Here is a 13,166-nt window from a genome sequence, read left to right on the forward strand (position 1 = left end):
CCGCTTTAATTATGCGTTTTTGATTATCGCTACATCCATGTTTTTAATAAGCTCATTAGCAAACTCAGAACACTTCACTTCTGTTGCGCCTTCCATTAGGCGAGCGAAGTCATATGTTACTACTTTTGATGCAATTGTTTTCTCAACTGAATCTGTTACTAATTTCGCTGCTTCATTCCATCCTAAGTGTTCTAATAATAATACACCTGAAAGAAGAACTGAAGATGGGTTTACTTTATCTAAACCTGCATATTTTGGAGCTGTACCGTGTGTAGCTTCAAAGATAGCATGTCCAGTCACATAGTTAATGTTTGCACCAGGTGCAATACCAATTCCACCTACTTGTGCAGCAAGTGCATCAGAGATATAGTCACCATTTAAGTTCATTGTTGCAACAACATCGAACTCACGTGGACGAGTTAAAATTTGTTGTAAGAAGATGTCTGCAATAGAATCTTTTACGATGATTTTTCCAGCCACTTCAGCGTCTGCCATCGCTTTATTTGCTGCATCTTTACCATCTTTTTCAACAATGCGATCATATTCAGCCCAAGTAAATACTTTGTCGCCGAATTCTTGTTCCGCTACTTCGTAACCCCAGTTTTTGAAAGCACCTTCTGTAAATTTCATAATGTTTCCTTTATGAACTAATGTAACAGAAGAGCGTTTTTCATTAATTGCATATTGAATTGCAGCACGAACAAGACGCTTTGTCCCTTCTTCTGAGATTGGTTTAATACCAATACCAGATGTTTCTGGGAAGCGGATTTTATTAACACCCATTGCTTCTTTTAAGAAAGTAAGAACTTTTTCTGCTTCTGGAGATCCTTGTGCATATTCAATTCCAGCATAAATGTCTTCTGTATTTTCACGGAAAATAACCATATCAGTATCTTCCGGACGTTTTACAGGTGAAGGAACACCTTCAAAATAACGAACTGGACGTAGACATACATATAGATCTAATTCTTGACGAAGTGCTACGTTTAGAGAACGAATACCACCGCCAACTGGAGTTGTAAGTGGACCTTTAATTGCGATTAAATATTCGCGAATTAAATTTAAAGTTTCTTCTGGTAACCACTCGCCTGTTTGGTTGAATGCTTTTTCCCCTGCAAGCACTTCTTTCCAAACGATTTTCTTCTCACCATCATAAGCTTTTTCAACTGCTGCTTCTATTACGCGAGATGCAGCTGCCCAAATATCAGGACCAATTCCATCTCCTTCAATAAATGGAATAATCGGATTGTTTGGTACATTCATAACACCATTAGTTACAGTAATTTTTTCACCTGTCGTCAATGTGATAACCCCCATGTTTGAAATTTCATATGTATGAAACTGAGGGAATAACCCCTCAGTTCAAACCGTTAGTCAAATTAAAATATTCTAATCATTACATCTTTCCGAAAAAATCAGACTTTTGAAAGCGTATTTTCACTATCGAAATAGTGTTTTTCACTTATCTTTGTGCGATTGGAACATACACTTGATGCGTTGGTCCATTATAATCAGCACGCGGACGGATTAAACGGTTGTTTTCATATTGTTCTAGAATATGAGCTAACCAGCCTGACATACGGCTAATTGCAAAAATAGGTGTAAATAAGTCATGGTCAATTCCTAAACAATGGTATACAGAAGCTGAATAGAAATCGACATTTGGTGGAAGACCTTTTTCTTTTGTTACAATGTCTTCAATTTTGATAGACATATTATACCATTTCTCTTCTCCTAAAAGCACGCATAATCTCTTAGACATTTCACGTAAGTGTTTTGCACGTGGATCACCTTGCTCATACACACGGTGGCCAAAGCCCATGATTTTCACTTTATTTTGAAGAGCATTATGAATATATGACTCTACATTTTCTTCTTCGCCAATTTCAGTTAACATCTTCATTACATTTTCATTTGCCCCACCGTGAAGAGGACCTTTTAATGCACCGATTGCTGCTGTAATACCAGAATATACATCTGACAGTGTAGCTACGCAAACACGTGCAGTAAATGTAGAAGCGTTTAACTCATGATCTGCATGAAGTACAAGTGCCTTATCAAAAGCTTCAATTTCAACTTCATTTGGCTCGCGATCATTTAACATGTACAAGAAGTTTGCAGCTAATGATAAATCTTTTCTTGGCTCAACAATATCTAAACCTTTACGGATTCTCGCGTAAGCAGCAACTAAAGTTCCCACTTGAGCCTGTAATTTAACCGCTTTCAAATAATTGGACTTTTCATCCATAATTTCAGCGCTCTCATCGTATAATGATAGCATGGAAACTGCAGTTCGTAAAACAGACATCGGATGTGCAATTTTTAAATCTACTTGTTTCAAATATGTTAAAATCTCACCTGGAACTTTATAGTATTCAGATACAATTTCATTAAATTCCGCTAGTTCTTTTTCATTAGGAAGCTTGCGGTGCCATAATAAGTACACTACTTCTTCAAACGTAGCATTCTCAGCTAAATCATCAATATTATACCCAACATAAGTTAATGTATCATCAATAATAGAGCTCACAGATGATGTTGTTGCTACTACCCCTTCTAAACCTCGAATAACAGTCATGACATTCTCTCCTTTTCCTGAAAATTCTCCCAACCTTGCTCCTTATATCTATTTGCTCCCCTTATGAATTATGAACGCCCGTTCACTCTTTAGGCAAGCAAAATGCACGATCATGCAAATTTGTTGCGATGTTCCCCTCTTATTGTCCATTGTTTACATGGAAAGCATGAGCGTGAATGTCTCCCCGAATCCTCACGCTCAAAACAACAAGTTAGTGAGGAAAATACATTCCGAAGAGTTTTATGATAAAAACAACATAAAACAATATCATTATAAAATTGTTTTATGTTGTTTTTATTTTATCTGGTGTAAAGTCTCTGCTGTTATGTAACTTTTCAAAGTTTCTAATCCTATTATAAACAATTATCTGACTTTTGTGAACAGAAAGAATTCAAAAATTTTATATTACTATAAAATTCCTTATTTAAACATTTGTATAATACTCATAACCGCATAGGCAATTCCAGCCCCAATTAACGGACCAACAGCAACCCCATTAAATAGCGCAACCGCTATAATTGTCCCAAAAACAAGCGCAGTTGTAATGTGAGGATCCGTTGTCAACAATTGTACGCCGCCTTTCGCTAACAAAGCGACCGCTACACCTGAAGCTAAAGCAATCCACGCATAATAAGATTTTGCCGCTTCTCCAAGTTGTTTAAAACCTATTTCCCCCGTCGCAATCGGTACGAGCACCGCTATTGTAATGACCGTTACACCTAGGTTAATTCCTTTCGTTTGTAGATAAGGAAAGACCTTATCTCCTAAAAACGTAAACTTCAATAAAAATAACACACCAATAGCCACAGTAAGCGATTGGTTTTTCGCAATAAGTCCTATAATAAGTAGTATGAATAAAAATAACGTTGACTGACTAATCATGTTTGCACTTCCTTTCTGAAAATAATGAACTCATTTCCAAACAAAAATACCTTTAAACCTATCGTTATACATGATATATCGATGCCTATTCAACATGAATCACTTCATTTTTTATGTATTTTAAAATGATAAATTGAGACTTTCACCATAAAAATTTAAGCATGTATACATTTTAAAAAACAGGCGTCTCTTCTTTCTTTTCTAATTAGAAACAGGTAAAATAAAAAGAAGAGAAAATGAAGTTTTTACCATATAGTAGAAGCATCAACACCAAGCTTTCACAGTCACTCACATACTGAAAAAGCAAGAAAAATCCATCATTCCACTATAACATAAAGTGAAACTTTAATCAGTGGGGCATTTTCCACTGATTATTAGTTGAACCAATCGGGCTTTTACGGGCAGTTTATCTCCATCTAACTCCTTTGATCCAGCCGCACTTCGGGTAGGAGATTTACTGCCCGTTAATGCGGGGTAAAGTGAAACTTTAATCAGTGGGGCACACTCGTTATAAGTTGAACGAATTAGGATAATCCAAATTGGAATGGGAGGTATACATCTTTGAACCGAAACTTACTATATATGATATTGCGACTCATATTTGTCATTGTAGCAACGGTAGCTGGGTTCTATGTATTACTATACATGTCAGGGCTTATCTATCCTTTTATTATCGCTTTTGCATTTGCTTATTTGATTAATCCTGTCGTCAATTTCCTTAATCAAAAACTACAATTTCCTCGCGCACTAGCAGTACTCGTTAGCTTAATTCTCGTATTTGGAGCTATCGTTGGACTTGTTACATATCTTGTGACTGAAGCAATATCTGCCACAACATACTTACTACAAATTGTTACAGTAAAGTTTCCAGATATCGTTACATTCGCCCAGCAATTTGCACTTAATCATATTATGCCTCTCTACGATGATTTAATCTCTAAATTTAATCATCTTGGAGAACCACAGCGCTATACAATTACACAAAACATTCAAAACTTAGGAACAGAGGCAACAACACAAATGAAAGAACTTTTAACCGCCATTATAAGCGGGTTAACGAATTTCATTAGTGCACTGCCAACAACTTTAACTGTCCTTGTATTCATTTTATTAGCCACTTTCTTCATTAGTTACGATTGGCACCGTCTTGCTCAAAAAGCAAGAAAATTACTACCAAATCGTGTACATGGCTACGGAAAAACTATTTTTGTCGACTTAAAAAAAGCTTTATTCGGTTTTGTGAAAGCACAACTTACACTCGTATCTATGACAACCGTTATTGTACTGATCGGACTTTTAATATTACGCGTACCATACGCCATTACTATTGCGATTATTACAGGAGTTGTAGATTTACTACCATATTTAGGAACAGGCGCAGTCTTCGTTCCATGGGTTATATACGTATTTTTCACTGGCGATACCGCATTCGCCATTGGTCTTCTCATTTTATACATCGTCGTGATTGTCCAAAGACAAATTATGGAACCGAAAGTACTTTCATCTAACATCGGTCTCGATCCATTAGCAACACTCGTCGCTCTATTTGTCGGCTTTAAACTTTTTGGCTTTTTAGGATTAATCATCGGTCCAGTCACCTTAGTACTACTTAATACATTACACAAAGCTAATGTCTTCCATGACTTGTGGAAATATATTAAAGGTTCACCTTCAAAATAACAGTTTCTAATTCATACAAAAAATCACGCTATAATCAGTGGGAAATTCCCACTGATTATTCCTTTTACCTATTTTTCACACTACTCACACGCAACAAGAGCATTACCCAGAAACAGGATAATCCTCTTGTTTTTTTGCATAAAAAAAACACATATTCTAGCTAAAAATACATTTTTATTCTATTTTATCTATAATTATTACTTACATTTATTACTTTTTATGTAAATGAATAAATATACAAAATGGCATAAAATAAGGCTTCAACTAACAATCACCACCTTTTATATGAATTCTTTACACCAATCGCTCCTTTATATACAAAAGCAAAACTTTAATTTGGCTGCATTTCGCACCATCTTATTCATCCAAATTAATAGCACTAAAAAATCACACGTTTAATCGAAGCACAACAAGAGTTCAAACGAAAATTATATAGCAAATATAATAAGCGGACATTTTGTTCATCCCCACTCATCATCCCCCCACAAATAGTGCGGTAAAGCAAAGCCTCAATCAGAAAGCTCCCCTCCTCTTACAAGACAAAAAAATAGCACTTAGATCGTTATAATCTAAGCGCTACTTCTGAATGATAATAGTAGAGTTCTTTCTAAACTTCCATTCCATCCACTTCATAACAAGCGGCTTCAATAAAGCTCTCGTAATAGGGATCACGCAGATAAACCCTAGCACATCTGTCACATAACCAGGAAGCACTAAGAGAATACCTCCTACAAATACAAAAATACCATCTAGTACTGCCTCACCTGGCATTTCCCCTCTATTCAACTTAGATTGAATCTCTCCAAGCACTTTAAATCCTTGTCTTTTCGCCAAATACACACCTACTACACCTGTAAATACAATCATAGCGAACGTAGACCATAAACCTATTACATGACTTGATCCGATTAAGACCGTAATCTCAATCGCCGGTATTAAAATAAACAAGAATAGTAACCACTTCATAGTTCTACACCTCTCTCACAACTCACTTTTAACGCCCTCACAACGCCTATATACATCATATGAAATATAATACCCTTTCATATTAAAACCCATAACAAACAGCTTTTAAAAGCAATTCTAGGCGTTTTAAGCTAACTCTATCTCGTTTTTGTGTAAAAAAAAGAGAAGGACTCCGATCCTTCTCTCCGTATTACTTATAGCACTTCCGCATGTCCATTATAAACAATTCCGCGTGCTGCATCAACTGTTACTTCTTGGCCATTTTTTAAAGTTGCTGTTACGCCGTTTACACCAACGATAACAGGAATACCGATTGATACGCCTACAACAGCAGCATGGCTTGTTAAGCCACCTTCTTCTACAACTAAAGCAGCAGCTTTTTCGATTGCAGGAATCATATCTTTATCAGTGCTTGTTGTAACAAGGATATCACCTTCGTTTACGTTCGCTACAGCTTCAGCAGCTGTTTTTGCTACAACTACTTTACCTTTTGCAGCTTTACGACCGATTCCTTGTCCTTTAGCAACTTCTTCACCAACAACGTGGATTTTCATTAAGTTTGTTGTACCAGTTTCAGCAACTGGAACACCAGCAGTAATTACTACAGTATCTCCAAGGCCGATTAGACCTGCATCCATACCTGTTTGAATTGCTGTATCTAACATTTCGTCAGTTGAAGCTGCGCGCTTCTCAGCCATAAATGCTTGTACACCCCAAACAAGTGCAAGACGACGTCCTACTTGCTCGTCAGATGTTACAGCTACGATTGGAGATTTTGGACGGTATTTAGAGATCATTTTCGCAGTATGTCCACTTTCTGTTGGAGCTACGATTGCAGCTACATCAAGAGCAAGTGCTGTATGCGCAACAGATTGGCTAATTGCATCTGTAATTGTTGGAGTGAACTCTTTAATACGTTTTTTGAACATATCTTCGTATTGTAATGATTTTTCAACACGTACTGCAATGTTAGCCATCATTGTTACTGCTTCTACCGGATATTGACCAGCAGCTGTTTCACCTGAAAGCATGATTGCATCTGTACCATCGAAGATTGCGTTAGCTACGTCACTTGCTTCAGCACGAGTTGGACGTGGGTTACGTTGCATAGAGTCTAACATTTGTGTCGCAGTAATAACTGGTTTACCTAACACGTTACATTTTTTGATTAGACGTTTTTGTACTAATGGTACTTCTTCTGGTGGAATTTCTACACCCATATCACCACGAGCTACCATTAAACCGTCAGAAACTTCTAAGATTGAATCGATGTTGTCGATACCTTCTTGGTTTTCGATTTTCGGTACGATTTGGATGTATTGAGCGCCATGCTCTTCTAATAATTCACGGATTTCTAATACGTCAGACGCTTTACGTACGAATGAAGCTGCGATGAAATCAACTTTTTGCTCGATACCGAAGATGATATCTTTTACGTCTTTTTCAGTGATACCAGGAAGCTTAATGCTTACGTTTGGTACGTTAACACCTTTTTTATTTTTTACAGTTCCGCTGTTAAGAACTTTTGTACGGATGTTTCCATCAGCTTTTTCGATTACTTCTAGTTCGATAAGACCGTCATCGATTAGAATGCGAGAACCTGGGTCTACATCGTCATAAAGACCAGCATAAGATACAGAGAACTTCTCTGCAGTACCTAATACTTGCTCAGTAGAAAGAACTACTTCTGCACCTGTTACAAGCTCAGCTTGTCCGTCTACGAAGTCGTGAGTACGGATTTCTGGACCTTTTGTATCAAGTAAGATACCAACTGTTTTACCAGTTTTCTTTGAAGCTTCACGAATGTTTTTAATACGAGCTCCGTGCTCTTCATGGCTACCATGAGAGAAGTTTAAACGAGCAACGTTCATACCTGCTTCGATTAATTGCTCTAATTTTTCAATACTTTCACTAGCAGGACCTATAGTACATACAATTTTAGTTTTACGCATATTGCACCTCCGAAAATTATGAAACCGTTCCCAAATATCTGACATTACGCCGATTAGATGGATAATTCTTTAGATAATTGATACATATCTTTATCGATTGTATGCTTTTGAGCTAACGCTTCGATAATATCATGATCAACAAGTTTGTTATCTTGAATACCTACACAACGTCCACCTCTACCAGCAATTAATAATTCAACTGCTCTTGCGCCAAGACGACTTGCTAATACACGGTCTTGTGCACTTGGTGATCCGCCACGTTGTACGTGACCTAATACAGTTACACGAGTATCAAAGTTTGTTGCTTCTTCAATGTGCTTACCGATGTCAATTGCACTTCCAACACCTTCAGCTACAACGATAATACTGTGTTTTTTACCACGTTCACTACCGCGCTTCAGACGAGCGATAACATCATCCATGTCATACTCTTCTTCTGGAATTAAGATTGTTTCTGCACCATCAGCTAAACCAGCCCATAATGCAATATCACCAGCGTGACGTCCCATTACTTCGATAACATATGTACGTTCATGAGATGTAGCTGTGTCACGGATTTTATCAATTGCATCAATAACAGTGTTTAAAGCTGTATCGAAACCAATTGTGAAGTCTGTTCCAGGGATATCATTGTCGATTGTACCTGGTACACCAACACATGGGAATCCTTGTTCAGTTAATTTTTTAGCGCCTTGGTAAGAACCATCTCCACCAATAACAACAAGTCCTTCGATACCATGTTTCTTTAATTGCTCGATACCTTTTAGTCGTACTTCTGGGTCTTTAAACTCAGGACATCTTGCTGTATATAATTTCGTACCACCGCGGTGGATAATATCGCCAACAGAACCAAGTTCTAATTTTTCAATGTGACCAGAAATTAATCCAGCGTATCCATGGTAAATACCATATACTTCAATATCATGGAAAATCGCTTTACGAACAACTGCACGAATGGCAGCATTCATACCAGGTGAATCTCCACCACTTGTTAATACACCAATACGTTTCATTTGTACTCACCTCATAAAGATTATTTGCCTTATAATAAAATAACACGAAAAAATATAAAAACACAATGGAGAAGATGTGTCTTTTCATAATAAAAACGTGCATTCGCGAAGAGGAACGCACGCTTTTCTTATTTTATCCCAATGGAAGCGTTTGAAAACGAAACTTGCCCAATTTTCATATATTTTTCATAACGTTTTTCGATTAATTCATCTTTCGAAATTCCGTTTAATTGTTCAAAAGTTTTTCTAATCATTAAGTCTATATTTTCTGACTGTTTTAAAAGATTACGGTGAGCTCCACCTTTTGCCTCTGGAATAATTTCATCAATTACACCTAATTCTTTCAAATCTGCTGCTGTAATTTTCATTGCTTCTGCAGCTTCCTTTGCTTTTCCTGCATCTTTCCAAAGAATTGCCGCTGCACCCTCTGGTGTAATAACAGAATAAGTGGAATTTTCTAGCATATGAATGTAATCTCCTACTCCAAGACCTAGCGCACCACCACTACCGCCTTCACCGATAACGATACAAATAACTGGTACCGTTAAACCTGCCATCTCAAATAGGTTGCGGGCAATAGCTTCACTTTGTCCACGTTCTTCAGCTGCTTTACCAGGATAAGCTCCCTTCGTATCGATGAAACAAATAATAGGACGATTAAACTTTTCCGCTTGTTTCATGAGACGCAGTGCTTTTCGATATCCTTCTGGATGAGGCATTCCAAAGTTACGGCGAATATTTTCTTTCGTATCTTTTCCGCGCTGATGCCCAATTACAGTTACAGGCATCCCTTTATATTTCGCAATGCCGCCGACAATCGCTGCATCATCGCCAAATAGACGATCTCCATGACATTCGAAAAAATCAGTAAATAAGTGCTCAATATAATCGAGCGTTGTCGGTCGTTCTGCATGACGAGCAATTTGAACACGGTCCCATACTTTTAGATTGCCGTATATATCTTCCTCTAAATTTTCTAGCTTTTCTTCCAAAATACGAATCTCCTCACTGAAGTCCATCTGGCTGTTTTTCGTATAGTCTTTCAGTTCACGAATCTTATTTCTTAGCTCAACAACTGGTTTTTCAAATTCTAGCTCTGCCATACAGCCATTTCCCCTCCTTGATGAACTTCTAAAATCTTGCGAAGCGATTCTCTCATATCATCACGATGCACCACCGCATCTAATTGACCATGATCTAGTAAGAATTCTGCCGTTTGGAAATCTTCCGGTAGTTTCTCACGCACCGTTTGTTCAATTACACGTCTACCAGCAAATCCGATAAGTGCACCTGGTTCTGCAAGATTATAATCACCAAGTGAAGCGAAACTCGCTGAAACCCCGCCCGTCGTTGGGTGAGTCATAACAGAAATAAATAACCCTCCTGCATTACTATGCTTTTTCAAAGCTACGCTTGTTTTTGCCATTTGCATTAAACTTAATATCCCTTCTTGCATACGGGCACCACCCGAAGCAGTAAAGATAATAAATGGAACTTGTAAGTCGTACGCCTTTTCAACCGCACGGGCGATTTTTTCTCCTACTACAGAGCCCATGCTCCCCATTCGAAAACGAGAATCCATTACTGCAACAACAACAAGCATGTCATCAATTGTTCCTTCACCAGTTACAACCGCTTCGTTCAATTCAGTCTTCTTACGATCGCTCTCTAGTTTCTCTTCATAACCTGGAAACTCGAGTGGATTTAATGAAACCATTTCTTTGTCATACTCACGGAATGACCCTTCGTCCAATATACTATCAAGACGTTCCCATGCATTCATAGGATGATGATATCCACAATTCACACATACTTTTAAATTTTTTAGAAGTTCTTTCGTATACATGATTTTTTTACATTCCGGACATTTTGTCATAACGCCATCTGGCACATCTTTTCGTACTTGTTCTGAAGGTATTGCAGCGTACTTTTTCTTTTTCACGAATAAATCTCTTAGCACAATTTGACCCCCTTCGTTGAGAGCTAAGGTTAGCGTAAGAAGAAAATGGGGCTAACACCAAAGTTTGATGTTAGCCTTATCTTCTCAATCTGTCTAATAACCTCACTCTTTACGTTTAACTTTAACCGCTACGCGGTAGAATGTTTGTCATAACGTGTCATGGTCATTTCGACAAATTTTATACATTACGAGTGAAACTGTATATTCTCTACTAATTCATCGTAAATTTTTAGTGCATCATTTTCTTGTTTTTCTTCCAAAGTAGCATAAAGCTTTCTATACATATCGATAGAATCTCTTGAAACTTTACAAGAAAGAGTTGCTACGTAATCATTTACGATCATCCAAATGCGATATAGTAAATAATTATCGACTTGTTCAATAAGTGTTTTAAAGAACGTTTGATGAAGCGTTGGGATTGAGCTTTCATTTTCTTCAAGTACTTGGTGTAATCTACTTAGTACTTTAGAAAACGTTTCTTTCGGTAAATTACATACAATTCGAATCATATCTTTCTCAAGCAATCGTTTTGTTTGTAATAAATCACGAATTGTTTTCTCATCTTGCAGTAAGAACGGAGCAATTAATTGTACAAGACCGTTATCATAAAAGTTTCGAATAAACGTCCCTTCACCACGTCTCGTTTCAATCAATCCTACCAGTTCTAAAGCACGCAATGCTTCTCTTACAGAGGAACGTCCTACGTTTAAACGTGAACTTAACTCGCGCTCAGACGGCAAACGATCCCCCGCTACCAATCCATCCTCTTCCATAATGGAACGAATTTTTTTTACAATTTCGAGATATACTTTTGTATTTGATGATGTCAATGGAAATTCCTCGCTTATTCTTTACCAATCAGCGCTAATTGTTTTGTTTTTTCAGCGATCTCATTTGGATCTACTTGACGGCGAGCTACTCCTGTCTCCATTGCTGCTTTTGCAACGTAAGCCGCTACTTGAGGCGCTACACGCGCGTCAAATGGTGCCGGAATAATATAGTCTGCATTTAACTCGTCTTCTGCTACAAGCTCAGCAATAGCCTGTACAGCTGCCATCTTCATTTCTTCGTTAATTTGTGTCGCATGTACGTCAAGTGCACCGCGGAAAATACCAGGGAACGCCAGTACATTATTTACTTGGTTCGGGAAGTCAGAACGACCTGTTCCAACAACAGCTGCGCCCGCTGCTTTTGCCAATTCTGGCATAATTTCTGGAACTGGATTTGCCATTGCAAAAATAATCGCATTGTCATTCATTGTACGAACCATCTCTTCTGTTAATGCACCTTCTGCAGATACACCAATGAATACGTCCGCACCTTGTACAACATCAGCTAAAGAACCTTCTATACGATTCTTATTTGTATATTTTGCAACTTCATCCTTCACCGGATTCATACCTGTAGGACGACCATCATAGATTGCCCCTTTACGGTCACACATAATAATGTCGCGTACACCATAGCGATATAAAAGTTTAATAATTGCAATACCTGCTGCACCTGCGCCATTTGCGACAACTTTAATGTCAGACATTTTCTTTCCAACTAATTTCAGTGCATTTACAAGACCTGCTACTGTTACGATAGCTGTTCCGTGTTGATCATCATGGAAGATAGGAATATTTGTTTCTTTTTTCAAACGCTCTTCAATAATGAAGCAGTTTGGTGCTGCGATATCTTCTAAGTTAACGCCGCCAAAAGTTGGCTCCATTAATTTTACAGTTTCAACAATTTTATCTACATCGTTTGTATTTAAGGCAATCGGGAATGCATCTACACCAGCAAAGCTCTTGAATAATACAGCTTTACCTTCCATTACTGGAAGAGATGCTTCAGGTCCAATGTTACCAAGACCAAGTACAGCTGTTCCATCTGTCACAACTGCTACCATATTTCCCTTCATCGTATATTCATATACCTTACTTTTATCGTCATAAATTTCTTTACAAGGTTCTGCAACCCCTGGAGAATATGCAAGACTTAAATCTTTTGCATTTTCTACTTTTACTTTTGATACAGTTTCTAATTTTCCTTGATGCACTTTATGCATGTGAAGTGCTTCTTCACGAAGTGTTGACAAACTATCCACTCTCCTCAAATTATTCTTGCTGATATCAATTTCTCCAAGTGGT

Annotated in this window: 11 protein-coding genes; 1 reads left to right on the forward strand and 10 read right to left on the reverse strand. The window is 37.7% G+C overall.

Going from position 1 to position 13,166, the window contains the following annotated elements; all coding sequences use genetic code 11:
* Window positions 1–9: 9 nt before the first annotated feature.
* The 3 genes from icd to MHH27_RS23910 all read right to left on the reverse strand — a co-directional run bounded on the left by icd (window position 10) and on the right by MHH27_RS23910 (window position 3,460).
* Window positions 10–1,302 carry an NADP-dependent isocitrate dehydrogenase gene (icd, locus tag MHH27_RS23900; RefSeq protein ID WP_071731427.1) on the reverse strand — a complete coding sequence of 431 codons (1,293 nt, stop codon included), beginning with the start codon at window positions 1,300–1,302 and terminating at the stop codon, window positions 10–12.
* Between the two features lie 160 nt (window positions 1,303–1,462).
* Window positions 1,463–2,611 carry a citrate synthase gene (gene citZ, locus MHH27_RS23905; protein WP_327897854.1) on the reverse strand — a complete coding sequence of 383 codons (1,149 nt, stop codon included), beginning with the start codon at window positions 2,609–2,611 and terminating at the stop codon, window positions 1,463–1,465.
* Between the two features lie 387 nt (window positions 2,612–2,998).
* Window positions 2,999–3,460: a DUF441 domain-containing protein gene (locus tag MHH27_RS23910; protein ID WP_000625507.1), complete on the reverse strand. Its 462-nt coding sequence runs from the start codon at window positions 3,458–3,460 to the stop codon at window positions 2,999–3,001.
* Between the two features lie 561 nt (window positions 3,461–4,021).
* On the opposite strand from MHH27_RS23910, the gene ytvI reads away from it, so the two are divergent.
* Window positions 4,022–5,140, forward strand: coding sequence for a sporulation integral membrane protein YtvI (gene ytvI / locus MHH27_RS23915; RefSeq protein WP_100910437.1), 1,119 nt, complete (start codon window positions 4,022–4,024; stop codon window positions 5,138–5,140).
* 576 nt (window positions 5,141–5,716) lie between these two features.
* On the opposite strand, the gene MHH27_RS23920 is transcribed toward ytvI, so the two are convergent.
* The 7 genes from MHH27_RS23920 to MHH27_RS23950 all read right to left on the reverse strand — a co-directional run bounded on the left by MHH27_RS23920 (window position 5,717) and on the right by MHH27_RS23950 (window position 13,084).
* Window positions 5,717–6,106: an FxsA family protein gene (locus MHH27_RS23920; protein ID WP_000871631.1), complete on the reverse strand. Its 390-nt coding sequence runs from the start codon at window positions 6,104–6,106 to the stop codon at window positions 5,717–5,719.
* Window positions 6,107–6,300: 194 nt separating this feature from the next.
* The gene (gene pyk / locus MHH27_RS23925; RefSeq protein ID WP_001232667.1) at window positions 6,301–8,058 is read right to left on the reverse strand and encodes a pyruvate kinase; all 1,758 of its coding nucleotides are present in this window, start codon (window positions 8,056–8,058) and stop codon (window positions 6,301–6,303) included.
* 53 nt (window positions 8,059–8,111) lie between these two features.
* Window positions 8,112–9,071: a 6-phosphofructokinase gene (gene pfkA / locus MHH27_RS23930; protein ID WP_000821158.1), complete on the reverse strand. Its 960-nt coding sequence runs from the start codon at window positions 9,069–9,071 to the stop codon at window positions 8,112–8,114.
* Window positions 9,072–9,199: 128 nt separating this feature from the next.
* On the reverse strand, window positions 9,200–10,174 hold the full coding sequence (gene accA / locus MHH27_RS23935; protein ID WP_000818801.1) for an acetyl-CoA carboxylase carboxyl transferase subunit alpha: 975 nt from the start codon (window positions 10,172–10,174) through the stop codon (window positions 9,200–9,202).
* Window positions 10,162–11,031 carry an acetyl-CoA carboxylase, carboxyltransferase subunit beta gene (accD, locus tag MHH27_RS23940; protein ID WP_000942856.1) on the reverse strand — a complete coding sequence of 290 codons (870 nt, stop codon included), beginning with the start codon at window positions 11,029–11,031 and terminating at the stop codon, window positions 10,162–10,164. Before accD ends, accA begins: the two co-directional genes overlap by 13 nt.
* A 185-nt stretch (window positions 11,032–11,216) precedes the next feature.
* A complete protein-coding gene (locus tag MHH27_RS23945; RefSeq protein ID WP_000204444.1) occupies window positions 11,217–11,861 on the reverse strand; it encodes a FadR/GntR family transcriptional regulator in 645 nt (214 codons plus the stop codon).
* A gap of 14 nt (window positions 11,862–11,875) precedes the next feature.
* On the reverse strand, window positions 11,876–13,084 hold the full coding sequence (locus tag MHH27_RS23950) for an NAD(P)-dependent malic enzyme (protein ID WP_161114790.1): 1,209 nt from the start codon (window positions 13,082–13,084) through the stop codon (window positions 11,876–11,878).
* Between the last annotated feature and the right edge of the window lie 82 nt (window positions 13,085–13,166).

This window comes from Bacillus sp. FSL L8-0152, assembly GCF_038006365.1.
GTDB classification, from domain to species: Bacteria; Bacillota; Bacilli; order Bacillales; family Bacillaceae_G; genus Bacillus_A; species Bacillus_A cereus.

Bases quoted from the DNA above. Each gene is read 5' to 3' on its own strand.
- MHH27_RS23950 (WP_161114790.1), bottom strand. From the start codon at position 13,084: ATGCATAAAGTGCATCAAGGAAAATTAGAAACTGTATCAAAAGTAAAA.
- accA (WP_000818801.1), bottom strand. From the start codon at position 10,174: ATGGCAGAGCTAGAATTTGAAAAACCAGTTGTTGAGCTAAGAAATAAG.
- MHH27_RS23910 (WP_000625507.1), bottom strand. From the start codon at position 3,460: ATGATTAGTCAGTCAACGTTATTTTTATTCATACTACTTATTATAGGA.
- MHH27_RS23920 (WP_000871631.1), bottom strand. From the start codon at position 6,106: ATGAAGTGGTTACTATTCTTGTTTATTTTAATACCGGCGATTGAGATT.
- pyk (WP_001232667.1), bottom strand. From the start codon at position 8,058: ATGCGTAAAACTAAAATTGTATGTACTATAGGTCCTGCTAGTGAAAGT.
- pfkA (WP_000821158.1), bottom strand. From the start codon at position 9,071: ATGAAACGTATTGGTGTATTAACAAGTGGTGGAGATTCACCTGGTATG.